Source organism: Nocardia aurantiaca (assembly GCF_009708175.1).
In the GTDB taxonomy this organism is placed as follows: Bacteria; Actinomycetota; Actinomycetes; order Mycobacteriales; family Mycobacteriaceae; genus Nocardia; species Nocardia aurantiaca.
Window position 1 is genome coordinate 260013 of record NZ_WMBB01000009.1, and the last position, 24731, is coordinate 284743.

At 66.7% G+C, this 24731-nt stretch carries 29 protein-coding genes; 13 read left to right on the forward strand and 16 right to left on the reverse strand.

Going from position 1 to position 24731, the window contains the following annotated elements:
- Positions 1-190 precede the first annotated feature (190 nt).
- The 4 genes from GLP40_RS20725 (at position 191) to GLP40_RS20740 (ending at position 2644) form a co-directional block, all read left to right on the forward strand.
- Complete coding sequence (locus GLP40_RS20725) at positions 191-364, forward strand: CsbD family protein (RefSeq protein WP_154789599.1); 174 nt, start codon at positions 191-193, stop codon at positions 362-364.
- Between the two features lie 374 nt (positions 365-738).
- Positions 739-1779, forward strand: coding sequence for an iron-containing redox enzyme family protein (locus GLP40_RS20730; RefSeq protein WP_154789600.1), 1041 nt, complete (start codon positions 739-741; stop codon positions 1777-1779).
- A 24-nt stretch (positions 1780-1803) separates the two neighbouring features.
- A complete protein-coding gene (locus GLP40_RS20735; RefSeq protein ID WP_154789601.1) occupies positions 1804-2457 on the forward strand; it encodes a HemK2/MTQ2 family protein methyltransferase in 654 nt (217 codons plus the stop codon).
- Entirely contained in the window at positions 2435-2644 is a 210-nt protein-coding gene (locus tag GLP40_RS20740; protein ID WP_328290460.1) for a CDGSH iron-sulfur domain-containing protein, read from the forward strand. The genes GLP40_RS20735 and GLP40_RS20740 overlap by 23 nt, the downstream gene beginning before the upstream one ends.
- Before the next feature lie 153 nt (positions 2645-2797).
- Here the strand turns inward: GLP40_RS20740 and GLP40_RS20745 are convergent, their stop codons facing one another.
- The 3 genes from GLP40_RS20745 to GLP40_RS20755 all read right to left on the reverse strand — a co-directional run bounded on the left by GLP40_RS20745 (position 2798) and on the right by GLP40_RS20755 (position 8426).
- Positions 2798-7516: a cation-translocating P-type ATPase gene (locus GLP40_RS20745; protein ID WP_154789602.1), complete on the reverse strand. Its 4719-nt coding sequence runs from the start codon at positions 7514-7516 to the stop codon at positions 2798-2800.
- Positions 7517-7518: 2 nt separating this feature from the next.
- Positions 7519-7911 carry a hypothetical protein gene (locus GLP40_RS20750; RefSeq protein ID WP_154789603.1) on the reverse strand — a complete coding sequence of 131 codons (393 nt, stop codon included), beginning with the start codon at positions 7909-7911 and terminating at the stop codon, positions 7519-7521.
- A gap of 248 nt (positions 7912-8159) precedes the next feature.
- Positions 8160-8426 (reverse strand): hypothetical protein, encoded by a 267-nt coding sequence (locus GLP40_RS20755; protein ID WP_154789604.1) that lies wholly within the window; start codon positions 8424-8426, stop codon positions 8160-8162.
- A 66-nt stretch (positions 8427-8492) separates the two neighbouring features.
- On the opposite strand from GLP40_RS20755, the gene GLP40_RS34510 reads away from it, so the two are divergent.
- Positions 8493-8618: an Rv1535 domain-containing protein gene (locus GLP40_RS34510; RefSeq protein WP_268867142.1), complete on the forward strand. Its 126-nt coding sequence runs from the start codon at positions 8493-8495 to the stop codon at positions 8616-8618.
- A 426-nt stretch (positions 8619-9044) separates the two neighbouring features.
- Here GLP40_RS34510 and GLP40_RS20760 read toward each other — a convergent pair whose 3' ends face one another.
- The 5 genes from GLP40_RS20760 to GLP40_RS20780 all read right to left on the reverse strand — a co-directional run bounded on the left by GLP40_RS20760 (position 9045) and on the right by GLP40_RS20780 (position 12987).
- Positions 9045-10784, reverse strand: coding sequence for a molybdopterin-dependent oxidoreductase (locus GLP40_RS20760; protein ID WP_328290482.1), 1740 nt, complete (start codon positions 10782-10784; stop codon positions 9045-9047).
- 140 nt (positions 10785-10924) lie between these two features.
- Entirely contained in the window at positions 10925-11233 is a 309-nt protein-coding gene (locus GLP40_RS20765; RefSeq protein ID WP_154789605.1) for a hypothetical protein, read from the reverse strand.
- A 271-nt stretch (positions 11234-11504) separates the two neighbouring features.
- Entirely contained in the window at positions 11505-11933 is a 429-nt protein-coding gene (locus GLP40_RS20770) for a hypothetical protein (RefSeq protein WP_154789606.1), read from the reverse strand.
- Complete coding sequence (locus GLP40_RS20775) at positions 11930-12640, reverse strand: helix-turn-helix transcriptional regulator (protein ID WP_154789607.1); 711 nt, start codon at positions 12638-12640, stop codon at positions 11930-11932. Before GLP40_RS20775 ends, GLP40_RS20770 begins: the two co-directional genes overlap by 4 nt.
- Complete coding sequence (locus tag GLP40_RS20780; RefSeq protein ID WP_154789608.1) at positions 12637-12987, reverse strand: 4Fe-4S dicluster domain-containing protein; 351 nt, start codon at positions 12985-12987, stop codon at positions 12637-12639. The genes GLP40_RS20775 and GLP40_RS20780 overlap by 4 nt, the downstream gene beginning before the upstream one ends.
- Positions 12988-13150: 163 nt before the next feature.
- Here GLP40_RS20780 and GLP40_RS20785 point away from each other — a divergent pair, with 163 nt between their 5' ends.
- The 3 genes from GLP40_RS20785 (at position 13151) to GLP40_RS20800 (ending at position 15300) form a co-directional block, all read left to right on the forward strand.
- Entirely contained in the window at positions 13151-13525 is a 375-nt protein-coding gene (locus GLP40_RS20785) for a DUF488 domain-containing protein (protein ID WP_154789609.1), read from the forward strand.
- 169 nt (positions 13526-13694) lie between these two features.
- On the forward strand, positions 13695-14390 hold the full coding sequence (locus GLP40_RS20790; protein WP_230329785.1) for a uracil-DNA glycosylase: 696 nt from the start codon (positions 13695-13697) through the stop codon (positions 14388-14390).
- A 295-nt stretch (positions 14391-14685) separates the two neighbouring features.
- Positions 14686-15300, forward strand: a complete 615-nt coding sequence (locus GLP40_RS20800; RefSeq protein ID WP_154789612.1) for a DUF2249 domain-containing protein — start codon at positions 14686-14688, stop codon at positions 15298-15300.
- A 24-nt stretch (positions 15301-15324) separates the two neighbouring features.
- Here the strand turns inward: GLP40_RS20800 and GLP40_RS20805 are convergent, their stop codons facing one another.
- Positions 15325-15651: a cupin domain-containing protein gene (locus GLP40_RS20805; protein WP_328290461.1), complete on the reverse strand. Its 327-nt coding sequence runs from the start codon at positions 15649-15651 to the stop codon at positions 15325-15327.
- A gap of 194 nt (positions 15652-15845) precedes the next feature.
- On the opposite strand from GLP40_RS20805, the gene GLP40_RS20810 reads away from it, so the two are divergent.
- The 3 genes from GLP40_RS20810 (at position 15846) to GLP40_RS20820 (ending at position 16926) form a co-directional block, all read left to right on the forward strand.
- Entirely contained in the window at positions 15846-16445 is a 600-nt protein-coding gene (locus tag GLP40_RS20810; RefSeq protein WP_328290462.1) for a PadR family transcriptional regulator, read from the forward strand.
- Between the two features lie 36 nt (positions 16446-16481).
- Positions 16482-16691 (forward strand): hypothetical protein, encoded by a 210-nt coding sequence (locus GLP40_RS20815; RefSeq protein ID WP_154789613.1) that lies wholly within the window; start codon positions 16482-16484, stop codon positions 16689-16691.
- Between the two features lie 64 nt (positions 16692-16755).
- Positions 16756-16926, forward strand: a complete 171-nt coding sequence (locus GLP40_RS20820) for a hypothetical protein (protein WP_154789614.1) — start codon at positions 16756-16758, stop codon at positions 16924-16926.
- Positions 16927-16960: 34 nt separating this feature from the next.
- Here the strand turns inward: GLP40_RS20820 and GLP40_RS20825 are convergent, their stop codons facing one another.
- Positions 16961-17191, reverse strand: a complete 231-nt coding sequence (locus tag GLP40_RS20825) for a hypothetical protein (protein WP_154789615.1) — start codon at positions 17189-17191, stop codon at positions 16961-16963.
- A 19-nt stretch (positions 17192-17210) separates the two neighbouring features.
- Here GLP40_RS20825 and GLP40_RS20830 point away from each other — a divergent pair, with 19 nt between their 5' ends.
- A complete protein-coding gene (locus GLP40_RS20830) occupies positions 17211-17666 on the forward strand; it encodes a hypothetical protein (RefSeq protein WP_154789616.1) in 456 nt (151 codons plus the stop codon).
- A gap of 603 nt (positions 17667-18269) precedes the next feature.
- Entirely contained in the window at positions 18270-19595 is a 1326-nt protein-coding gene (locus GLP40_RS20835; protein ID WP_230329750.1) for a DUF1254 domain-containing protein, read from the forward strand.
- 115 nt (positions 19596-19710) lie between these two features.
- Here the strand turns inward: GLP40_RS20835 and GLP40_RS20840 are convergent, their stop codons facing one another.
- Genes GLP40_RS20840 through GLP40_RS20865 form a run of 6 tightly spaced genes read right to left on the reverse strand, consistent with a single transcriptional unit; the run spans position 19711 to position 24716 of the window.
- On the reverse strand, positions 19711-20193 hold the full coding sequence (locus GLP40_RS20840; RefSeq protein WP_154789618.1) for a hydrogenase maturation protease: 483 nt from the start codon (positions 20191-20193) through the stop codon (positions 19711-19713).
- Positions 20190-21482 (reverse strand): Ni/Fe hydrogenase subunit alpha, encoded by a 1293-nt coding sequence (locus GLP40_RS20845; RefSeq protein WP_154789619.1) that lies wholly within the window; start codon positions 21480-21482, stop codon positions 20190-20192. Before GLP40_RS20845 ends, GLP40_RS20840 begins: the two co-directional genes overlap by 4 nt.
- Positions 21466-22239: an NADH-quinone oxidoreductase subunit B family protein gene (locus GLP40_RS20850; protein ID WP_154789620.1), complete on the reverse strand. Its 774-nt coding sequence runs from the start codon at positions 22237-22239 to the stop codon at positions 21466-21468. Before GLP40_RS20850 ends, GLP40_RS20845 begins: the two co-directional genes overlap by 17 nt.
- Entirely contained in the window at positions 22239-23093 is an 855-nt protein-coding gene (locus tag GLP40_RS20855; RefSeq protein WP_154789621.1) for an FAD/NAD(P)-binding protein, read from the reverse strand. Before GLP40_RS20855 ends, GLP40_RS20850 begins: the two co-directional genes overlap by 1 nt.
- Positions 23090-23599 carry a Crp/Fnr family transcriptional regulator gene (locus tag GLP40_RS20860; protein ID WP_154789622.1) on the reverse strand — a complete coding sequence of 170 codons (510 nt, stop codon included), beginning with the start codon at positions 23597-23599 and terminating at the stop codon, positions 23090-23092. The genes GLP40_RS20855 and GLP40_RS20860 overlap by 4 nt, the downstream gene beginning before the upstream one ends.
- Entirely contained in the window at positions 23586-24716 is a 1131-nt protein-coding gene (locus tag GLP40_RS20865; RefSeq protein ID WP_154789623.1) for a 4Fe-4S dicluster domain-containing protein, read from the reverse strand. Before GLP40_RS20865 ends, GLP40_RS20860 begins: the two co-directional genes overlap by 14 nt.
- Positions 24717-24731: the final 15 nt, after the last annotated feature.

The window sequence follows — 24731 nt, forward strand, 5'->3', positions numbered from 1 at the left end:
GCGGTCTGCCTGGCTCCCTCGACGACGCACGATCGTTCCGCACCGCCGCAGAACACCCACGGCAGCGAGTGATCACGGCTCGACGTTTCCCCACCGTCGCCTCGGGTAGTGCGGTCATGTGTGGGCGGCCGGCGTGCCGCAAGTGATGTCAACCGCGGCCGGATGCGGCCGCAGTGGGAAGGAGAAAGTCATGAGCGCTACGGACAAGGCCAAGAACAAGGGCGAGCAACTCAGTGGCAAAGCCAAGGAGAAGGTCGGCCAGGTGACAAATAACCCCGAGCGTGAGCAGGAAGGCAAGATCGACCAGGTGAAATCCGACCTGAAATCCGCGGGAGAGAAGGTCAAGGACGCTTTCAAGCGGTGACCGGCTCGGCATCGGCGATCGAGGGTCGGACGTGGACAGCCATCCCAGCCGACGCGTCAGTTGCCCGTGGCCGGTGCAAATCGCGCCGGCTTCGGTTCTCACCGGGCAGTACTCGACGACGCCATCTTCAAAGGTGAAATCGCAGTTCAGGTTCCGGCGTCAACAGCGACGATCAGCAGGATGCCATCTCGAAAGCGAACGAGACCGGCCGATACACCCGACGCACACCGGGCATACGGAAGCGGCCGATAATCGCCGGCCTCAACCCGTGTATCCGCGTCGTATCGAGACCGGAACACCGCACATACCGGCGTGACTCTCGAGACCGGCCGGCAGCGGTGATCACCGTCCGGAAGGAGTTGATCGTGCGGCCCATGAGTGCGGAAAAACCGGATCGACGAAGGGCGCTTCCGAAGCCGTGCGGCGAGTTGTCGGCGGGCGTGATCGAGGCGCTGGGAAGCAGCGTCGGCTCATCGATGCCGAGGATGCCCCGGGATACCGCCCCGGATGGTCGCGATCTCCAATTGGCGCTGCATACCTGCTATGCGCTGCATTATGAGGGTTTCGACGGTGTGGATGTGGGCTGGGAATGGGACCCGGGCCTTTTGGGCTTACGCGCGAGCATGGAACGACAGTTCCTGGAGATGCTGCGAACCGACGCCGGCCGAGATCTCGACCTCGATGCCGAACTCGACGCGTTGCTGACCATTCGCGACGACGATGCCGGAGTCGCGGGGTTCCTCCTGGAGGAAGGGCAACCCTGGCAGGTCCGCGAGTATTTCGTGCACCGATCGGTCCTGCACCACCAAGAGGCCGACCCGTACGCGTGGTTGATTCCGCGTTTGCGTGGTCGAGCCAAGGCCGCGCTGGTCGCCGTCGAATTCGACGAATTCGGCGGCGGGCACGCGGACCGGATCCATCAGCGGCTCTACGCGGATCTGTTGGCAGGTGCGGGCCTGGACCCCTCGTATCTGTTCTATCTGGATGCGGTGCCGGCCGAGATGCTCGCGATCGTGAACATGATGTCGTTGTTCGGGCTGCATCGCGGCCTGCGGGGCGCAGGTATCGGTCATTTCGCGGCCGTCGAGATCACGTCCTCTCCGGCGTCGCGGCGTCTGGTACGGGCATTGGAAAGGCTGCACGCCGATCCTTCCTGCACAAGGTTCTACCGCGAGCACGTGGAGGCCGACGCCGTGCACGAACAACTCATGCGGCGTGAGGTGATCGGTGATCTGCTGGCGACCGAACCCGAGCTGCGTGCTTCGATCGCCTTCGGAATCCGGGCTACCGGTTTGCTCGAAGACCGCTTCTCCGAGCATGTACTCGCCCGCTGGCGCGACAACCGCACCTCCTTGCTCATCGGGGACCGTGTCAGAGCACGAGACGAATTCGATGGCCCGCTCACGAATGAATAGTGAATTCCTGGCTATTCCCCGTTCATGATGTTGATTCGCACGCCCGGCGTCTACCGCCCGCAAGCCGATACCCGCCTGCTGGCGCGCGCATACACCGATGCGCGGATACCACCACACAGCCGCGTCGTCGACGTGGGAACCGGAACCGGCGCGCTGGCCATCGAGGCCGCCCGGCACTCCCGGTCCGTGACCGCGGTCGACATTTCGCGGGCCGCGCTGGCCTCGGCATGGCTGAACTGCCGGCTGCACGGAGTCAACGTCGAGCTGGTGCACGGCGACTTCCGGAAAGCACTGCACGGCAGGACCTTCGACGTCATGGTGTCCAATCCACCCTACGTCCCTAGCCGCAGCAACAACCCACCCCGAGGTGCCGCCCGCGCCTGGGACGCGGGTATCGACGGGCGTTCGGTCATCGACTCCCTCTGCGAACTCGCACCCGAAATGCTCTCCGACACCGGCACACTACTGATGGTCCAATCCGCCCTCTCCGGTATCGACAACACCCTGACCCGCTTGCGTGCTGCCGGATTGAAGGCCGCGGCGGTCGCTCAAGCGACCATTCCATTCGGTCCGATTCTGCGTCGCCGCGCCGCATGGCTGACCGACTGCGAACGCATCCAGCCAGGACAATGCGACGAGGAACTGGTGATCATCCGTGCCGACCGACCCCGACAATGACAGGCGAACAATCGCCTTCACCGCCGACGGCCCCGCTCTGGTCGAGGGCCCGCTGGAACTGGTGACCGCCGACGGACGCACAATCCTCTGCGACCGTTGTGTCGTGGCACTATGCCTGTGCCACCGATCAGCAATCTATCCACTGTGCGACACCAGCCATCGCAGACACCGACGTACCGTCGAATAGCCGAGGCCGGCGAAGCGCTGAACCACCGACTTCGGTCCCTGCAGCCGCATCACCAGCTATACAGCGGACGCGGCGCTGGTGCGTGCTGGAACCGCCGATCTCCCAGGCTCCGGAAGAGGCAGCCGCTGACCACATTCCAGCTTGGCCGGGTGATCACTTGCCAGCGCGGCTGGGTTCCGGTGACGGCTCAGGGTTCGGCAAATCCCGCTCGCGCTGCCGGGACTCCGAGGCACTGTCGGGGCGGCAGATTGCACGGTCCATATCAGCGCTCAGCGAGAAGTCCGCGTCAACGCTCCGCGAGAAGTAGGCCACGTCGGGCCGAGGCCCGGACAGCGCGCGGCCGGTGAGCAGGGCCACGCAGGTGCTGGTCGTGGCGCAGCCCAGCACGATCGACCACGCCACCGGCCCCAGTGCCACGCATCCGAAGAATCGGTTCACCCCGGGCACCATGATGATCGTGGCGAGGAGTACGGAACTGCCTGCCACGGTCGTCCAGACCAGGCGGCTATGCCGGCCGATCACCAGGGTCTGCCCGAGCTGCGTGCCGATCAGGGCGGCCAGTGCCATCGTTTCCGCGCGGCGGCGCCGGCCGGTGGCGCGGCCGAGCAGCCAGGCCGCGCCGGCGCCAACGGTGGTGCCGGCGCCGCGCACGGCGACCGCCTGCAGGAAGTCGCTGCCGATACCGGGCGGTGGCCCGAATGTCCTGTTGGATGTTTCGGCGTTATCGGCGGGCCGGGTGCCGGAGAGTGTGAGCGCCATCGCCGGACCGAGGTCGGTGAGCAGGTTCACCACCAGGAATTGCCGGGTGCCGATCGGGGCTCGGCCGGACAGCAGCGTGCCCAGGACGGTGAACGCCACCTCACCGGCGTTGCCGCCGACCAGCACACCGATCGCGTCGCGTACTCGCTGCCACATACCGCGGCCCTCCGCCAGTGCCTCCCGCAGCACGGTGAGGTCGAGGACCGAGCCGGTGTTGGTGAGGATCAGGTCCGCGGCCTCACGCGCGGCGACCGACCCTCGAGCGGCCAGCCCGATGCCGACATCGGCGGTGCGGATGGCGGCCGCATCGTTGCTGCCGTCGCCCGCCATGGCCACGGTATGCCCGCGGCGCTGGAGCGCGGACACGATGCGCACTTTGTGTTCAGGCGATACCCGCGCGAAAACCGTTGCCTGCTCGATGAGTTCGGCTTGGCCGTCCTCGTCCAGCAGGTCCAGATCGGCGCCGGTCGCTACCGTGTCGGCGGGAATGGCGAGCTGTTCGGCGACCGCGCGCGCGGTGATCGGGTGATCACCGGTGATCATCCGCACACTGATGTCGTTGCGGGCCAATTCGGCAAGCAGCTCCAGCGCCTGCGGGCGCGGGCTGTCGGCAATGCCGAGGAAGCCGAGAAGGGTGAGTTGCTCGATCTCCTCGCTGAGGTCGTGGGGAGCGGAGGCGAAATCGCGACGCGCCACCACCAGCACCCGCAGCCCCTGCGCGGCCAGCCGTCGCACCGCCGCCTCCGCATCGGCATGGCACTCGGGCGTGAACGGCCGAATCTGCCGGCGGCCTTCCTCATCCGTGCGCAAGACCCGATCACAATGCGGCAGGAGCACTTCCGGGGCGCCTTTGACGGCGAGCCGGATGTGCTGACCGGTATTGCCCACCGCCGCCGAGTAGCCGCGGAAGCTCTCGAACGGCAACTCCTCGATGGGAGCCCAGGCATGGGGCTGTCTGTGACCCAGATGCGTGTGCGCTGCCTCGACGACAGCCCGGTCGGTGGCATGGACCAGTGGGCCATCGTCAGGGTTCGGGCAGGCGTGGGCGGCGGCGCGTAGCAGCCCGCGCGACTGCGGCGTGCTACCGAGATGGTCACTGTCCCACGTCTGGTCCAGATCGGCGACCGCGACCAGACGCAATTGGCCCTCGGTGAGGGTGCCGGTCTTGTCGAAGCACATGGTGTCGACGCGACCGAGTGCCTCGATGGTGCGGCTGGAGCGGACCAGCATGCCGCGGCGAGACAGGCGGCGGGTGGCGGCCAGTTGGGCGACCGTCGCCACCAGCGGCAGCCCCTCGGGGACGGCGGCGACGGCGACGGCCAGCCCGTCGGCGAGGGCCGGGCGCAGCGGCAGCCCACGCAGGAAACTGGTGACAGTGACGGCGGCTCCACCGCCGAGGGTGAACGGCAGCACGCGTTCGGTCAGGCTGTGCAGCTGCTCCTGCACACCGCCGCTGGGGGGAGGCCCGGCGGCGGCGAGCGCACGGCCGGCCTCGGTCGCGGATCCAACTGCCACCACCACCGCGGTCGCCTCGCCGCTGACCACGACGCTGCCCTCGAACACCATGCCGGTGCGTTCTGCCAGCAAGGCGCCGGGTGTGGCGGAGATCTGCTTTTCCACGGTCACGGTCTCGCCGGTAAGGCCGGACTCGTCCACTTCCAGCCCTTCGGTCTCCAGCAGCCGCGCATCCGCAGGGACTACCTCGCCGGTGGTCAGAGCGATCACATCACCAGCCAGCAGATCGTCTGCGGGAGTCACGATTTCGCCGTCTTCGGTGAGCCGCCGAGCAGTCAAGCGCTCGCCGAGCAGGAGTTTGTCCAGCGACAGCCGGGCACGGCGGCGCTGCAGTGCCGACACCGTGGCATTGAGCCCCAGCACCGTGCCGACGAGCACGGCATCGGTAGGCGAGCCGAGCAGCGCCGAGGCAACCGCACCGACACCCAGCAGTGGCGTCATCGGATCGGCCAGCTCGCGGCGCACATCTGCGACCAGACCGGCGAGACCCGTTGCGGGCGTGGCCAATCGCTGCGATATACGGCTGGCGACGGTGGTGACGTGGGAACGAGGCGGCGGCGCCGACCGGCGCGGGGCAGGCAGTCGGGCCAGCACCTCGTCCGGTTCCAGTGCATGCCACGGCACCAGCCGCATGTCGGCCGGCCCGCTCGCGCGGGCGGCCTGACGCCCGTAGTTCAGGCCCGTTGTCACCCCCATCAGGGTGGCCGCCGTGACCGGGCTGGTGGTCCGCGCCGCCCGAGACCCAGCGGGACCGGACGCGAGCAGCAGACCGCTGAGCGTGGCCGCCGAGAGCGTCAGGACCCGGCCGCGCTCGCTGACATTGCGTGCGTGGTCGGTAGCGGCGATGATCTGCCGCGCCGAACTCAGATCCGGGCACACCACATCCGCCTGCCAGGGGATCCGTGCCGCGGCTCCGGGAGTTCGGGCGGCGATACCGATGCCCAGATCGGCGGCGCCCAGGGCGCGATGTGCCTCGCCACTCACCACCGCCACCACATGCCCCTGCTGCTGCAGCCGCCGCACCAGCCCGGACACCGACCCGCCAGCGAGCACGAATTCGTCGGCGCTATGACGCAATTCGCCGGTGCCCTCGTCTCCTATGAGTACCACCCGCAGACCCGCCTGCCGGGCTGTGGTCAGCAGTCCGGCAGCACCCGGATGTGGCTCGTTCCCGATCAGCACCCGCCCGACCACATGTCCATGCTCATGCAGCAGGTGCCAGCGCGGGCCACCCGGATCGCTTCCTGGACCAGGTTGATCGGTCTCGGTGCCGGGTCGCGGGTCGGCGTCGACATCGATGCTCAGACGCAGATCGTCACGCTGATGCTCGGGTGGTGGTGGGATGGGCAGTTCCTCACCATCGCGCCAGAGCAGCCGCTGGGCGGCGCTCCACACGTGTTCGAACGGCCAGCGGTCGTCGCGGGATTCGGCGTCGAGCACCACAGCCCATTGACCGCGCACAGCGTCCCGGTCGACGACCACCGCGGAAACCCGGTCCAGGCGGCGCCACACGAACGGATCGAGGGTCAGTACTCCGCGCGCCGCCATGAGGATCGACAGCGCACCGGCGAAGGTCTCGCGACCGGCCCGGGCCGCCTTCGGCACGCCCGCCGCCACGGCGTCGGCGGCATCGGCGGCCGCGCGGCCGCCGGCCAACGTTGCCGCCGAGGCCAGTGCCGCGGCCGTGCTGACCTGTTCGGTGCAGCGCTCGATCGGTCCACGCGGCAGCGGTACCGGTCGCGGTTCGGGCGGGTCGTACACGTCGACGCCCGGCAGGTCCGGGTCGGCCAACATCTGTTCCCAGCGGCACCATTGCGCGAAGCGAGCGGCGGCCTCGACCAGCCGGACCGCCCGCTGCATCGCATCGGCGCACAGCCCGGTCACTTCCGAATCCAACGCCTGGCCCAGGGCATTTCCGATCGTGATCACGGTATCGGTGCGGTGGCGGCCGAGCTGGGCTTCCAGTGCGCCGCGCAACAGCGGCTGTCCGTCCACCAGAGCCACCGCCCCCCGGACCACATGGGCCGGCGGTGGTGCCGGGAGCAACCGGCCCATGACGGCCGCGCCGATCCCGATGAGATCGCCGGCCAGCTGCAGCGCAGAGGTCAATACCGGCTCCCGATCGGAGGGGTGCTCGAGCCGACGGCTCCACGGCTCGGCACTGGTTCCGGCGAGATCCTCGACGCGTTCCAGGATCGTTTCCAGTTGTGCCGTAGACAGGCGTTGCGGGTCCGCGGCCACCACGACCCGCCCGGTGGCGGCATTGACCTGGAACCAGCACACCTCCGGTTCCTGCTCGAGGTGCTTGCGCGCCAACTCGGCTACCCGAGCGCTCTGTGCCGACCGCAAGCCACGAACCTCGGCGTGAATACGGTTGGCGTGCACGGTGAGCCGCCGCTGCGTACGCATGCGCCGCGGGTCCATGAGCGCGCTCATCTCCCGGCCGATGCCCTGGGTGAGTTCGGCGGCTGTTCGAGCGACCGCTGGGTCCGCCAGCCACGACGCCACCACGACCGGCCGCCGGAGCAGCCCCAGCGTGGCGCCGGTGGCCGCGAGGGGCAGCCGGACCGGCGCAGTGGCCAGACCGCGCAGGGACACCACTACTGTGCGGCGGTTCGCGACCGTCGCGAACCAGCGGTGGACTGCCTTGGCCGAGCGCTCTTACGCTCCCGCGACTGCGGCCGTTCGGACGCGGCCTGATTCCCGGATTCGGTTCTGGTGCGCCGCAACAGATGCACCGCACTCGCGACTCCGCCCGCGGCGAGCGCCACCGGCCAATCGACCAGGCCCGTTAAACCAATCGCAACGACGCCGAGCACAGTGGCGGCAGGCACGTTCATCCCACTGCGAGCGCCCGATACGGCGCCCTCGACCGTGCCGCGCGCGGCACCGTTCACCGCGCCGACGATGGCTCCACCGGCCGCCTCGACCGCATGGACGGTCGCCGAGGCCGTAACCTCGAGTGCCCTCACAGTGTCCGATGCAACGCTCATCATCACACCCCAGTCGTCGTAGGTAGCGCCAAGAACTTCCTGCGGTAACTAGTGCGTTGCTAGAGTACTCCAAGATGCTCAAACTGACCTACGTGACCGAGATAAATGCAGCGCCGGTTCGGGTCACGCGGGGCAAGGAGACGGAAAACCGCAGCTAAAACCCCATCGATTCCGATCAAGTGTCGCGACGATGCGCCTCAGTGATCCGGATGGCTGAAATTGCCAATTATTCGCTCATGCGATCGGATCTACGCCTCTTCGAGGGCTTCGCCGATCTCGTGAGCGATGCGATTGTGCTGATCCTCTATCAGCCAATGACCTGTTGCGAGGACGAGTGCGACAGGCCATTCGATGATCTCCGCTGCGGCCAGCACGCCGAGTGCGCCGTAGTACGCCAAGTGCTCGGGTCGGGGGATGCGAACCCGACCGATCACCGGCAGGTCAACTGCGAAACCCTGTGCAGCCAGAACACGGTCGACGGCGTTCTGGTGGCCGGTTCGTGATTTTTCGGCCATTTGTTGCCTCCAGGTCATGGTGTGTTCGAATGTTCGACGCTTGGAATCCGCAAGGTGTCGAGCGTGATGAGTACTGGAGTGGGCGGCGGATCGGATCCATTGACGGGTGCACTGACGCAGGTGCTCGCCGTTCCGTTGCGTGAGCTGTATGCGGTCCTGCTGCGCATGGGCTTTATCGAGATCGTCGACTGATCATCCGCTGGTAACCGGTCGCAGCAGGGACGGTCGAGGGCGGCGATCAACATTGGCTCTGCGCGCGTCGCGCCAGTGCCGAGTTCCTCGGCGCGAGGACCACGCGATCGTTGCCTCGAAGCTCTTGCTCGATCATTGTCCGGCTGTGGTTCGGAGCCGCCGATACGACCGCTGATGCTGGGCGTCGGCAGTCTGCCCGATCGTTACCCAGGCGCTGGACCAGCAGAGCACCCCGACGCTCGGCACCGATCGGACACCAACGAGATGACCAGAGTTTACCCTCGCGCAAGTCATCTCGCCGACATCTCTCGATGCTCGAATACCTCGCCGCACATCCGGTGAGCTGGAGAACCGACCTCCTTTACCACGCCGATCGACTCGTGCCCGAGAACGTCCCCGGCGCCGCTTCCCGTGGTCCGAGCCGATTCAGATGGATTGTCGGTAGCCGAAGAATTCGTGGTCGGGGTTGTAGCCGCCGTGCCCGCCACCTACATCGGCGAAGTCGGCGACGAATTCGATCGCGGCGAGCCACTTGACCTGTTTGAATCCGAGCTGGATCTCGTTGCGCAGCCGTAACGGGGCGCCGTGCCCGTACGACAGCGGCGCGTCGTTCATGTCGTAGGCGAGCATGCTCAGGTGGTAGCGCATCTGTTCGATAGGGTGCGCGTCGTAATAGAGGCCGCCGTCGGGCCCGTCACCGAGGGAGTAGAACACCACCCACCGTGCCTCGGGTGCCGGTTTCACCAAGTCGAGGATCGTGGTCATGGACACTCCACCCCATTTCGCGATCCCGGACCATCCCTGGATGCAGAAGTGCTGGGTGATCTGCTCATGTCGGGGCAGGTCCCGTAGCTGCGCGAGGCTCAGCTCGACGGGGTTGTCGACCAAGCCATGAATTCGCAGCCGCCAGTCGGCGAAACCTGAGTCGAACAGCCGCTGGTATTCCGGGGTGGTGGGGTAGGCGCCGTTGTGCCAGAAGTAGGGGGAGATGTCGTGTTCGGTGTACTCGCCCGGGGTGGCGTCGAGGTGTTCGAACAGTCGCTGCAGTGGCCCGACGAGAGCGAATCCGATTCGCTGCACCAGGCGCGGACGCGCCAATGTGACCGGGGTGGCGGCTATCCACGCGCTCACCATGATCGCGGTCGCCACACAGAACACCCCGAAACCGATCCAGCCGGTGTCCTCGCGGGCGGCGTAGATGTGGTTGAGATTGCGCAGCAGTCCGGTGGCGAACACCAGCGCGATGTGCACGGTGACGAACAGCAGGAACCACACCAGGATCAGGAAGTGTAGTGATCGGGCGGTCTGGATCGACAGTACGCGTGAGATCGGCTTGATCCGTGTGGACAGGGCCGGGGACATCCCCAGGCCGGTGATCAGCGCGCCGGGCGCGGCCACGAACACCGTGCAGAAGTAGGCGAGCAGTTGCAGGCTGTTGTAGGCGGTCCACCCGGTTTCGGTCGGCCATCGCAGGGAGAGGTATTGGATGAGAACCGATGCCGCGCTGGGGAACACCTCCCAGCTGGTGGGCACGATCCGCCGCCACTGTCCGGTGGCGAACAGCAGGATGTAGAACACGGCGCCGTTGGCCAGCCATACCATGTCGATGCCCAGATGCCACCAGCGGGCGAGCCCGATCGAATGCCGCAACCCCGGCAGTCCCACGTGTTTCGGCAGGCTGACCGAGTCCTGTTTGGCGGTCCACAATGGGTCATCAGGAACTGGTTTCTGAAATCGGAACCAGTCCCGCCCGGGGGTGGAGTGCCGGGTCCAGTACAGGCGTGGATGGTCTGCCAGGATCTGGACCCCGGCGCGGACGATGAAGATCAAAAACAGGGCGTTGAGGAAATGCTGCACGTCCACCCACCACGGCAAACCGCCCGCGACCGTGTTCGCCGGTAAGGTGCCGGGGTAACGGTCGATGAACCGCGCCACTGCCGGCGTGTTCCGTAACCCCTGTGCCGCCGCGACCGCCGCCAGCAGGACAGCGAAACCGATCGGTACCAGCCACAACAGGTTGAACCAACGGTCCCGGCCCACCCGGACCCTGGGCGCGATCCCCGCCGCCGCGGGCAGTGACCCGGCCCAACGGCCGGGATCGACGACATCCTCCCCGCTCGACAGGCGTCGCCGATAGTCGGCTACCGCCTCGGGTGAAGTGCCCACACCGCCCATGCGTGGCGTCTGGTGTGTTTCACCGCTCATGGTCATCCACCATGCGGCTTCCCTGGGGACCGGTCAACACGGCCCGCCGAACGGATGCCGGTATGCAATGACGCCGGAGGCTGCTCGGTAGCCGAGGTTGGTCAGGCGATGGAGATGGTGATCGCGCTGCGGACGACGGTCACGGTCAGACCGGGCAGGTGCCGGGTGATCATCGCCGCGATCGGCTGGATATGGCGGTCGCGGTGGACGACGACGGCGAGCGTGCACGAGTCGACGACATGGGTGGAAGCGAGATCGCTCACGGTGGCGGCACGGACCGTATCCCGCGGGAGTGTCGGGGCGGGCAGCGCGCGCACCGCGTCCTGCACTCGGGTTATCACACCGCCCTCACTCGCACGGGTCTCGAGCCAGTCGTGGGGGCTGGGTTGGGGGAGAGTCGCGGCGGTCATCGCCTTCTCCTTCTGGACATGGTGGGAACCGATGGGTTGATTCGCGGCGTGCAGAGGCGTAGCGGTCGCCCTGGATGGCGCGTGTCACGACCGGTATGTGTTGTTGCGCGAATCACGGCCTAGTTTATACAAGGAGTGTTTGTAAAAATAGGAGCGTGGTCACATTCCCGAGAGATCCGAATGTCCGGGAGCTGCGCAAGCTGGACAAGCATCCGGAGATCTTCGCTCCGAAGGGAGTTTGTTCGGCCCGCGTGCCCGGCCGAGGTCCCGGTCAGGTAGTGGCCAGCGCCAGAGCACCACCGGTCAGCAGCGCGACGACCTTGGTCGTTTCCAAGCCGACGTAGGTGTAGTGGCTGTGCGAGCGGGGTGCGTTGCCCCCGGCGAGCACCGCGTCGCTGTGGCGGGTCAGCCGAGGCCGCACGATGGCCAGTTGCGTAATGAGCGCCCCGGCGGCGACAGCGAAGGCGGCAATGGTGCCGGTGGTGGGTGGATCGACCGCGATGGCGACGAGAATGGTGATGGCGAGCAGGGATTCGATGCTGTTGAGGGCCCGGAAGACCAGCCGCCCGATGCCGAGCCCTATCTGCACGGTGACCTTCGGGGCACGGAACTTCAGTGGTGCTTCCAGGAACGAGATGGCCATGACCATGCCCAGCCATACGAAGATGGTGGCGGTGACAACGGCTCGGGAGGCGGTCATGCGGCCGGCCCTGGCGGTGTGTGCGTGATGGCCTGCGGACCGGTCACGGAGATATGGGCCAGGCACAGGCCGGGTTCGGTGAACGGTTCGAGTTCGTCGACGGTGATCGGGGCGGTCTGGGCGGCGAGTGCGCCCTGCATGAGGCCGAGATGGATCGGGCACACGACGGCGGTACGGGTCGTGGTCATGTCCAGGAACGGACAGTGTCGTAACCGGATTTCGCTGCCGTCGGTGTCGGCTTCGGGAGCGAAACCCAGCTCGTCGAGTGTGTGTACCAGCCCCTCGACGGCCTGCCGGGCAGTGGGTGGCGCCGTGCCCGCGGGCGCGGCCAGTCGCCGGCCCCAGGCGCGGCCTGCCTCGAGTGCTCGTCCGGCGGCGTCGGGGTCGGCGGCGAGCTGAGTGACCAGGACATCGGCGAGCAGCCGATAGTTGCGCGGCCCGGCCGGGTCCATGCCGGAGTGGGCGCGAAACATCTGCGGTGGCCGGCCCGGGCCGGTGCGCGGCAGCTGCACCCGCTCGGCCTGCCCCGCGCTGACCAGGGCATCGAGATGGAAGCGCACGGTGTTGGGGTGCAACGCCAATCGGTCGGCCAGCTCGAGGATGCTCAATGGCACCGGCGCAGCCCGCAACGCCGCCAGTACCTCGCTGCGGCGCCCGCCTCCAGCGCCGGGCGTCGTCGTGTTCGCCGGCGCGGACGGCCCGGTCATCGCTGGATGCTCCGTTTCGGCAATCGCGCCACCAATGGCGCATCCACCGCGGCAGGACTGATTTTCGCGGCCCCGCCAGGGGATCTGAGCGGCAGGTCGTGGCCGGGTATGGCGTGGAAGAAGAATGCGGCGCTGTCGCCGTGGTACGCCTTCAGCTCTGCGGGCGGGTCGTCCTCGTAGTAGATCGCCTCGACCGGGCACGCGGATACACATGCTCCGCGGTCGACACACTCGTCGGGATGGATGCAGAGGGCGTGGCCGCCTTCATGGATGCGGCCGACGGGGCATTCCCGGACACATCCGCGGTCCACCACATCCGCACACCGCTCGCCGATCACGTACGCCATGACCTTATTTTTACAATAGAAACTTGGATAATCTAGAGGTGGGTCGAGCAACTCGACGGGAACTTGGATAATCTAGGAAGTCAAGCAGCTCGACTCCGCTGGAATCTCCGCCCGCTACATTCAGCAGCCCGCTGGCCGGTCGCTGTCGAGATCGGAGACAGATATGAGTGCTCATGTCACCTGTCGCAGGGTTTACGACGAGGTCTCACCAGCCGATGGCGCGCGAGTGTTGGTCGACCGGGTCTGGCCCCGCGGAGTGCGTAAAGACAGCCTGGATCTGACCGAATGGCTCCGCGATGTCGCACCGTCGACCGAGCTACGGAAGTGGTACGGCCACCGGCCCGAGCGATTCACCGAATTCCGCCGCCGGTACCTGGCCGAACTGAAAACACCCGAGCGGCGTGCGGCAGTCGATCACCTCGAGCAGATCGCCGGCCGCCGCCATGTGACGTTGTTGACCGCCACCAAGGACGTCGATCACAGCCAGGCTGCGGTCCTCGCGGATTGGCTCGAGCACAGTCGGCGACACCACGATTGATCCGCCCGGCGGGATTGCCGGGTGTGATGAGCGACAGCAGGATCCAGGACACGGCATGCGACGGCATGACTGCACCGAAACCCGAGCGGCATCACTGGCGGACACGTCTGTTCGCGACTACCCGCGCACGTGGGCACCACAGGCGAACACCACAGCCGACCTCGAGTCGATGCTGGTCCGATGCCGCGCATGTCCACGCCTGGTCGCCTGGCGCGAACAGGTCGGCATCGTCAAGCGCGCCGCCTACCGCGACTGGGATTACTGGGCCAAGCCGGTGCCGGGCTTCGGGCCGTACGACGCCCCCGTACTCATCATCGGCCTGGCGCCGGCGGCGCACGGCGGCAACAGAACCGGCCGAATCTTCACCGGCGACCCCTCGGGGGACCTGTTGTATGCCACCCTGCACGAACTGGGCGCGGCCTCGCAACCGACCGCGACCCGCCGTGATGACGGTCTGACCCTGCGCGGAGTCCGCATCACCGTCCCCGTGCACTGCGCCCCGCCCGACAATCGGCCCACTCCCAGCGAACGCGACAACTGCCGGTCCTGGCTGACCCGCGAACTTCAGCTCCTACGACCGGGTCCATCCGCTGTCGTCGCCTTGGGTCGATTCGCGTGGGCTGCCACGATTCCCGTGCTCGTCGACATGGGATGGCTGTTACCTACGCCCCGTCCGGTTTTCGGTCACGGTCGCCATGTCCTGCTGGTCGATCCGGTGACCGATCGTCGGGTACACCTTTTCGGCTGTTATCACCCCAGCCAACGCAATGTATCCACCCGCACCCTCACCCCCGCGATGCTGCGAGAGGTTCTGCACCGAGCGATCACCGTCGCACACCACACCGGCGAGAGTCATGACCGGTAACAGGCACCTCCCGATTCGACGAGCCGACGATCACCGCTCGTCGGCTCTTGCCGTGGCCGACGGGGGAGGTGGACGGCATGTGGCGCTGCCGCACCACGTTCAACTGCACTCAGACCTGCCCGCGGGGCCTCCAGGTCCGTGGGCATGCTGGTCGGCTGACTGAATCACTACGAAGGCGGTGCTGACACCGGATCAGCATTACGAGAAACAAGTGCCGACTGCTTGGTCCCCGCGGGTTCTCGTCTTCTGCATCGGAACCCGCCTCGACACCGGCCTCAGGCCGGGCGGAAAGCATATGAACTTCGGAAGAGAGGCCATGATGACTTCGGATATCGAATGCGATGTCCGGTCGCTGGGTGACTCCGGAAAGCAGCGAGCGATCTTCGCGCACTTCGATTCATTGTCGGTGGGACAGTCGCTCGTGTTGGTGAACAACCGGCCGATCGAGCATCTGCGTGACGCCTTCGATGCCGAATATGCCGGCAGCTACAGCTGGCAGGAACTCGAGCCGCGTCCACGCTCCTGGCGGGTGCGCATCGGCAAAACCGCCTCGGACGCGTTGCCGCGCGTAGTCGGCCATACCTCGTCCGGTGACCTCGACCGGCGATCGGCGGTGTGGTCATTGCCGATCCAGCGTCGCCACGATCTCGACGTCACCATCGTCACCTTGGCGCCCGGCACGAGCACCACGCCTCGTCCGGGCCCGGCGGTGGACACCCTGGTGCACGTCCTGGCCGGGACGGGCACGGTGACCACGGAGCTGCGTGACCTGGACCTGGATCCGGGCACTCTGCTCTGGTTGCCACGGCACACCCCGCGCTCCTACACCGCAGGCCCCGACGGCCTGCGCTACCTGCGGGTGCGACCGCACCAGCAATCGCCGGTGCCGGACTCGGATGGGCCGTGGTGACCGGCGGCGAGCCGGCCCGATCGGCTACTTCGCGACCGTCAGCAGCACCGCGCTGTCCTCGACAGCTTCCAGGCCGTGTCGGGCCTGCGGCATGACGAGCAGATCACCACTGCGGCCCTCCCATACGGCTTGCGGGCCGTGCAACCGCACCCGGCCGCGCAGCACAAGCATCGTGGCCTCGCCCGGGTTTTCGTGCTCGGCCATCGATGTACCCGCCGACAGCGCGATCACGGTCTGCCGCAGCCGATGCTCATGCCCGCCGTACACCGTGGTAGCGCTGCGCCGCGCAGACAGTGACCTGGCACGCTCCAATTGCTCACGAGCCATCGCATCCAACGAGAACTTCTCCACCGACCCATCCTTTCCTCGCCAGGCAGTCGATCATCAGCCCATCATCGACGATCCCTCATTCCTCGTCGTGTATTGCGAGCCGATTGCGACGACGTGTATCGCGCCAACCCTCGACGAACTGTGTCCGGTGGTCATTCCCCTGGACACCGATATCACCCGCGACCGGCGCGCGCTGGCGGCCAGCGGCACGGCCGGTGCGGAATCTGTTGGGTTTGGCGGTGCTGAGCTATCTCACCGAGCGACCCATGCACCCGTACGAGATCGGGGAGCTGCTGGTGGCTCGCGATCATGCGCGGAGTATCAAGTACAACCGCGGTTCGCTGTACATGGTGGTCAATCAGCTGGTCAAAGCCGGATTTATCGAGCCGAGGGCGACGATCCGCGATAGTGAGCGTCCCGAACGCACGGTCTACGCGCTCACCGACGCCGGACGTGCCGAGGCAATCGACTGGTTGCGTGAGCTGGTCGGGCAACCTTTGCGCGAGTATCCGCAATTCGTGGCCGCGCTGTCATTGATCGGGGCACTGCATCCGGACGAGGTCGTGGTGCTGCTGGAGCAGCGCCGGGCCGCTTTGGAGCGGCAGCGTACCGAAATCATGGAGTCGATCGCGGCCTGCTCGGCGCAGGGGCTGCATCCACTGTTCCAGGTGGAGGAGAACTACCGGCTGGCTCTCCTCGAGGCCGAACTCGGGTTCGTGCAGCGCTTCATCGCCGACATCACCGACCCGCAAACCGGATGGGGGCCCGGCTGGGCCACCCACCACGCCCGCCGCGACGCTGCCACGAAGGGTTGAATCGATGAGCGTCATTCGGACTGAGGAGATGTCGTTATGAGTATCGCCCCGAAACCCAACCCGGCGCTGGCCGAGCTCGCGGTCCTGGAGGGAGAGTGGGTTATCGAACTGTCGAACGCCAAGTTCCTGCCCGGTTCGAATTCTCGGGCGCAAGGCCGGGTCTCGGCCGAATGGCTGGACAATTCCGCCTTGGTGATGCGGCAATGGCAATGGAGACGACAAGGCGACCTGGATCATCGGGCGTGACGAATCCGAGTCGGAATACGCGGTCCTCTATTCCGATTCGCGCGGTTCTTCTCGCATCTATCGGATGACCTTCACCGATGGCGTATGGCAGATGTGGCGTACCACAGCGCAATCCACCCAGCGTTTCCAAGCGCGCGTGAGCGCGAACGGCGACAGCATCACAGGCGAGTGGCAAGACTCGGGCGACGGCGGAGCCACCTGGACCCGCGACTTCACCCTCGAGTACAGGCGCTGATCGCAAGCGGCGTCACGCGGTCGACGCCGAGCGCTCAGTGTTCCAGCGAGCCGAGTTCCTTGTCGAAACCATGCTCGACGCGGGTGAGGAAATCGGTGATGAGGGCGAGTTCCTCGACCGTGTAGCCGGATAGGGCGCGGCGCCAACTGCCGAGCAGGGGGCCATAAACGGGTGCGATGTCGGCGCGGGCGCGGGCGTCGTTCAAGTGGATCAGCACTCGACGCCGGTCGGAGTCGTCGCGGACGCGAGTGACGAAGCCGGCCACAGCGGATCCGGAGTCTGCCGTGGTCTACCTCGGCCGGTGGAACTACGACTTCCCGGACCACTCGACCATGATCAACTACGCCACCGAGAATGTTCCCGGTGCTCCCGACGCGCCACAGATCGGCGACATCATCTTCACCTCGTCGGCCGGCGGGCGGGTCACCGGACGCACCGACGTCGGCTGTACCTGGGAATTCAAGACCGCGACCGACGGGCTGACTCTCGATCCGCCCGACCAGACCTGCCACAATCCCACCCTCGGCTACACCTACACCACCACCGCCTGGACCGTGCAGGTCAAGGGCGACAGAGAAACCGAATCCATCACCGCCCTCAGTCATCACCAGGATGCCGATTACGTCTTCACCCTGGCGCACGGCGCGCGAACCAGGGTCCCCGAGGACGACCCGGACGTCGCCGGAGCGTTCGAGGGGACCTGGTCCTTCAACGGCCCGCGCAGGGGAACGTCATTCTGACAAGGAATTACGGCCTGACAAGGAATTACAGCGACCGGCTGATCGCCCGCACCGACGACAGCTGTACCTGGACGCTCGTTTCCCGCGGCGACACCGCCGAGCTCGATCCGCACGCGCAAACCTGCACCCAGGGCGATTCCGCTGTCACCCTACGGTTCTGGACCATCGCGACCGCAGACGGCCATCAGATCACCACCATGATCGGCACCGATGCCAAGGGTGCCCCTCGAGGTCAATGGCGAACTCACCCGCCACCGATGACGACGTCGCGGCCAGGTTGCACAGTGACCAGTAGCGCATGTCGACCACACCATCCATGTGATGCGCGTCGTCGAGGGTGCGCGGCAAGGTGCCCGTGAGCACCAGACGGGTCGGCTGGGCTTTCCGGAAAGTTCAACAGGCCGAACGTCATACGGCGACGGTGATGCGCGCTCACGCCGACTGCCGTGCTCCCCTGGCTCGCGCGCGTTCGAATTCACAGCGTGGATATCGACGACCTTCGAATGCCGTGCGGGGAGAATGGTCGAAGCATTTCACCACCCGGCCGGGTCAGCATCACCACCTCGTCAGGACTTCGCTCCCGTTGGAAAGGTCTTGTTCGCTATGGCTGTCGATCTGAAGGCGCTCGCGTTCGATGTCTACCAGTACGCCTACCCGCTGGTGATCATGGATCTCACCATGCGCCAGGCCACCAATGTGCCAGACGCCGACACTGCCATGTTGCGGGCCCCGGTCAACCAGTTCGCGCACGCGCGCGCCTACCCGCCGGCCGAGTCGAAGGAGGTGGTGCGGTTCAACTTCGACACCCTCTACTCGTTCGCCTGGCTGGACCTGCGCGACCAGCCTCAGGTGCTGACTGTCCCCGACGGCGGTGGCCGCTACTACCTGGTGCCGATGCTGGACATGTGGACCGACGTATTCGCCGTCCCGGGCACCCGCACCACCGGTGGCCGCGCCGGTTCGTTCCTGATCACCGCACCCGGCTGGACCGGGACCGTGCCTGACAACCTGGATGTGATCGGCGCACCGACCCCGATCGTGTGGATCATGGGCCGCACCCAAACCAACGGCCCCGCCGACTACGACGCCGTCCACGCGTTCCAGAACCGTTTCACCCTCACCCCGCTCAGCGCGTGGGGAACCGACTACACACCGCCGAGAGGGCTGCCGATCGATCCGGCGGTCGATGACATCACCCCGCCGCAAACACAGGTGAACGCGTTGACCGGGGTCGAGCTTCTCACCCGATTCGCCGAACTGCTGGCCGTCCATCCCCCGCACGCCAACGATTATCCGATCCTGTTCCGCATGCGCGCCCTCGGCCTCGAGCCTGGTAAACCCTTCACCCCCGATACGGCCACGGCCGCGATCATCGACGAAGCCGCCCGCGACGCTTTCGCCGACATGCGTCGTGTCGTCGGGGAAGGCAGGCTGGGCACGTTCGCGAACGGTTGGAACTGGGCCACCAGCCTGGGTACCTACGCCACCGACTATCGGCTGCGCGCCCTGGTGGCCTGGGCCGGCCTCGGGGCGAACCTGCCCGCAGATGCCCTCTACCCCAATGCCATCGTGGACGCGGATGGCGAACCCACCATCGGCGCACACGATTACGTGCTTCGCTTCGAGAAGGGGCAGACCCCGGCCGCCGACGCGTTCTGGTCACTGACCATGTACGACGGGGATGGCTTCCAGGTCTCGAATCCTGTGGACCGCTTCGTCATCCGCGACCGTGATCCACTCACCTATGGCCCCGACGGGTCCCTGGAGATCTACATCCAGCACGCCTCACCGGGACCGGACCGCGAATCCAACTGGCTGCCCGCGCCCGCCGGTCCTTTCCAGGTCATGCTGCGCGTCTACTCCCCACGCGGGGAACTCCTGCGCGGTGAGTTCGAGATCCCGCCCATCCGCAAAAGCACCGGCGGCTAGCACGAGTTCACCGAGCGTCCGTTGTCGTCGCCTCCGCGCTGTCCGAATCGGCCGCGCGGACCGCGCCGACCGATCCCGGTCGATCGACGGACACGTCGTCTTGATCGACTGCGCGTCAACGCGTGTCGACGGGCATGATGCCCAGGCGGGCGAGTTCGGCCAGTACCGTCGCGACCACGTCCGGGAGGGCGGCGGCCACCGGACCGGACAGGCCGACGCCCAGATCCAGGTGCTCGGCCTCGACGGCGATGACGACCAGTTCGGCGGGGAGACGGCCGAGGATGCGGCCCAGTGGCAGAGCATCGGGGATTCCCAGGGCGTGCGAGCTGGTGGCGCGGGTGAGGCCGCGCAAGGCGTCGACCGTGGTGCGCCAGATGCGACCGGGCGTCGATGGCTCGCAGAGAACGGCGTCGACCACTACCGCGAGTTCGGCGCCGGCCCACAGGTCCAGGAGGCCGGTGGGTTCGCCGTCACACAGGGCTACCTGAACCTCGGGGAGTCCGAGCTTCTCGATGTGGCGGACCACCGCCGCGCCGATGCCGTCGTCGCGCCGGTACTCGTTGCCGACGCCGATCACGACTGCCCGCGGCACGCTCATCGGCGCACCATGTCGAGTTCGAGAAAGTGGGCCGAGCATGAGATGCACGGGTCGTGATTGCGGATCGTCTGCTCGCACAGGCGGGTCAGCGCCGCGTCGTCCAGCTCGAGATTGCCGCCGACCACCCGGCGCAGGTCGTCTTCGATGGCAGACTGGTTCTGGGAGGTGGGCGGGATGATGGTGGCCGCGCGGATTGTTCCGCTGTCGTCGGCTTCGTAACGGTGATACAGCAATCCGCGAGGCGCTTCACTGACGCCGTGTCCGACACCGGCGTGCGCCGCGTTCGGGACGGCCGCGCGCTCGGGTGGTGTGTAGGCGTCGATCAGCCGCAGTGCTTCGTCGATGGCGTACACGACTTCGATGGCGCGAACCACGATGCTGCGGAACGGGTTCCGGCATTCGGCGCCGAGGCCGACCGCGGCGGCGACCTCGCGCGCCAACGGTGACAGCTGCTGGTAGTTGAGGCTGTACCGGGCGAGTGGACCGGTCAGGTAGCGTTTGCCGTCCAGCTGCGCGTGCAGCGCGGTGGAGTACGGCACTTGCTCCTCGACGACGTGGGCGCCGAAGTCGCTGGCGGGGAAGGACAATCCGCCGCTTGTTCGGATGGTCCCATTCTCGATGGCGTAACAGCCCGGTGTGGTGGCGGCGAGTAGTTCGTTCTCGAATTCCAGGTCGGGGAAATCGAATCCGGCGACGAAATGGGCGGTTTCGATCGCGTACTCCTCCGCGCGGCGCAGTTGTTCGGCGACCGTGTGCAGCTGGGCGCGAGTGGGCACGGAGTAGAAGCCGCCGACGCGGACGTTGATCGGATGGATCGGGCGGCCGCCGATGAGTTCGAGCAGGCTGTTGCCCGCCTTCTTCAGCGCTAGCCCGTGTTCCACCAATTCCCGGTGGTCGGCGGCCAGGGTGATGGCGTCGGGATATCCGAGAAAATCTGGTATGTGCAGCAAATGGATGTGCAGGGCGTGGCTGGAGATCCATTCGCCGCAATACAACAGTCGCCGCAGGTCGGCGAGCGGCGCGTCGAGTTCGATGCCGCACAGCTGTTCCAGCGCGTTGCACGCACTGGTCTGATATGCCACCGGGCAGATTCCGCAGATGCGGGCGGTGATATCGGGCGGCTCGGTGTAACCCCTGCCCCGCAGGAACGCTTCGAAGAACCGTGGAGGTTCATAGATGTTCAGTTCCGCGCGCTCGACGCGGTCGCCTTCCACGACGACCCGCAGCGCTCCCTCGCCCTCCACCCGCGCCAGTGAGCTGACCCGCAATTGTCTACTTCGGTGGCTCATCCCGCTTCCTCTCCGCGAAGGGCGGCGCGCCCACGGCGAATGTGCTGAACACGCGATCGATATCGTCGGTGGACATGCCGTTGACGCTCAGAATCGGTAGCAGCGCACCGATATTGGGTCGTGCCATCGGGCCGAAGCAGCCGTAGCAGCCCCGATGGTATGACGGGCACAGGGCGCCGCAGCCGGCCTGGGTGACCGGGCCCAGGCACGGTATACCGTCGGAGACCGTGACACACGTGGTGCCGCGGCGCTTGCATTCGGTGCAGACGCTGGTGTCCGGTAGGTCGGGTGCCCGTCCGGCCAGCAGGGCGCACAGGGTGTTCAGGAGCTGGCGCCGGTCGATGGGGCAGCCGCGCAGCTCGTAGTCCACCGGCACATGTGCGGCGATGGGTGTCGCGGTGGCCAGCGTCGATATGTACTGAGGGCTGGCATAGACCGTCGAGGTGAATTCGGTGATGTCGGCGAGATTACGGAGCGCCTGGATGCCGCCGTGGCAGGCGCACGCGCCGATCGTCACGAGAATGCGTGATTGCGCACGGATTTCGGTGATCCGACCGACTTCCTCCGGTGTGCTGACCGAGCCTTCGACCAGCGATACATCGTAGGGCCCGGGTTCGACCGCGCTGGACGCCTCGATGAAATGGGCGATGCGGATTTGGCCCGCGAGGGTGAGCAGCTCGTCTTCGCAGTCGAGCAGCGTGAGCTGACAGCCGTCGCAGGAAGTGAACTTCCATACCGCGAGGGTCGGGGTGCCCATTACAGTTCCCGTGCCGAGATCAGTGGTCCGGCCACCGCGTAGTCCACGATCGGGCCGTCCCGGCAGACCAGCAGTGGACCGAGCTGGCAGTGGCCGCACCGCGCGACGCCACACTGCATATTGCGCTCCAGGGATATTCGGATGTCGTTGGGCGGCATGCCTTTACCGAGCAATGTTTGCGCGCAGAACCGCATCATCGGTTCCGGGCCGCACAGGAACGCGGTGGTGCGCGCGGGGTCGATGACGAGTTTGGCGAGTGGTTCTGTGACGAAGCCGATCCGTCCCTTCCATCCGGGAGCCGGGTGGTCGACGGTCTGGTGTAGTTCGATCGCGCCGCCTGTGCGCCATGAGGACTGGTCGTGTCGGAAGAGGATGTCGTCGGGGGTGCGAGCCCCGGTGATCACTACGACCCTCCGGTACTCGGTGCGCCGCGCCAGCACCTCGAGTATGAGCGGGCGCAGTGGCGCCAGACCGACCCCGCCACCGACGATGATGAGATCGCGGTCGACGACGGAGTCGAGATCCCAACCGGTGCCGAACGGTCCACGCACGCCCATCGCCGCGCCGACCGGCGCATCATGGAGGGCCGCGCTCACGGCGCCGACCGAACGGATGGTGTGCTCGAGCAGATCGTCCGCGGCACAGGGATTCCCGCTGATCGAGAGGGCGATATCGCCGACCCCGAAACGGTAGAGCATCATGAACTGCCCGGCCCGAAATCGTTGTGCCGCACTGTCGATCGGAGCGAGCACCTGGGTCACGGTGTCGGAGGTCTGCGGGATACGCTGAACCACGCGATAGCGCAGCATGGTGTCCGGGTTCGTCCCCGCGTGAGTAGGTTGCGCGCTGCTCATCGCCCGACTCCTGCATCACCGAGGCGCAGCGGTGCGGTCGTGCAGGTTTCGCCGGGGTTGCGGTAGAGATTGAGCAGTCTGGCCCGGGTGGCCTGCAGCCGTTCCAAGAGTGCCTCGAAGAACAACAAGGTCAGTGCGTGCCCGAATTTCGGGTCCGCGTCGGCGAATTCGGCGAGCCGGGCCGAATCGAACTCGATCGCGTGCACGGGTTCGGTAGTGACGGCGCCGAAGTGCCAGCGATACGGCGGCACCAGCCATGACCAGCCCAGTAGGTCACCGGGTCCGAGGGTCTGCACGGGGACGTCGCCGCGGCCCGGCACTGTCGCGTCCAACTCCACGCTTCCGGAGCAGATGAGCCAGCACTTGTCGGCTTGCTGGCCTTCCACCAACAGCCGCTGCCCAGCCGGATGGTGAACGTCTCGCGCTGCCCGCGCGAGGGTGTCGCGCTGCGCGTGATCGAGGCCGGCGAGTAGGGGGAACGCGGACAGCTCCTCAGCGGTGGTCATCATCACCGCCCTCCGCCGATTCGGCGAACCTGGCGACCTCGACGGTCAGGTCGATGCTCGCGGGGCACCATGCGATGCAGCGCCCGCAGCCTACACAGCCGGACTCGCCGAACTGGTCGTGCCAGGTGCTCAGTTTGTGGGTGAGCCACTGGCGGTACCGGCTCTCACCCGATTGCCGGACGCTGCCGCCGTGCAGGTAGGAGAAGTCCAATTCGTAACAGGAAGCCCACCGCTCCCAGCGTTCGGCGTGCTCCCCTGTGAGGTCGGTGACATCCTCCGTGCTGGTGCAAAAGCAGGTGGGGCACACCATGGTGCAGTTGGCGCAGGTAAGGCAGCGGCTCGCGATCTCCTGCCATTGCGGGGATTCACGGGAGCGGCGAACCACCTCGCGCACGTCGACATCCGGCATGGTGCGCCCCATCCGGCCGGCCGCCGACGCGACCTCGGATCGCGCCGCCGAGATCTCGTCGGCCGAGGCCGGTTGGCTGACGAGATCGGTGATGATTCGAGCGCCCGCATCACTGCCCGCCTCGACCAGGAACCGGTGTCCGGTGTGATCGAGGCGTTCGGTGAGGGCGAGGTCATAACCGGACGAGACGCCCGGGCCGGTGCCCATCGAGGCGCAGAAGCACACCCCGCCGGGCTCGATGCAGTTGACGCCGACGATGAACAGCTCGCTGCGGCGGGCCGCGAACGCAGGATCGGGGTGCGCCCCGCCTCCGAGTACTCGGCTCAGGGTGGCGATTGCGGCGAGATCACAGCCGCGCACGCCGAGGAATGCGGTTGGTGTCGGAATCTCCTGTACCGCTTCGGAATTCAGATCCGCATCGAGTTTCGCGATTCTACGGTGCGGCGGAAGGAGGAACTGCTTCCACGATCCCGGGCCAGCCGAATGGGAGAAGACGGCTTCATCTTCGCGGCGGTGCAAACGATACCGGCCCGCATCGGTGTGCACGCCCCACCCCGCGGGCAGTGCCGCGCCGGAGTCGAGCTCGTCCAGGATGATCGCACTGTCCCGAACCTGCGGACCCACGACCCGATAGCCGTGCTCCCTGAGCACGGTGATGAGTCGATCCAGGCCCGCCCGGTCGATCGTCACGGTCTCGCCGATGGTCATGGAAGCCTCTGTTCG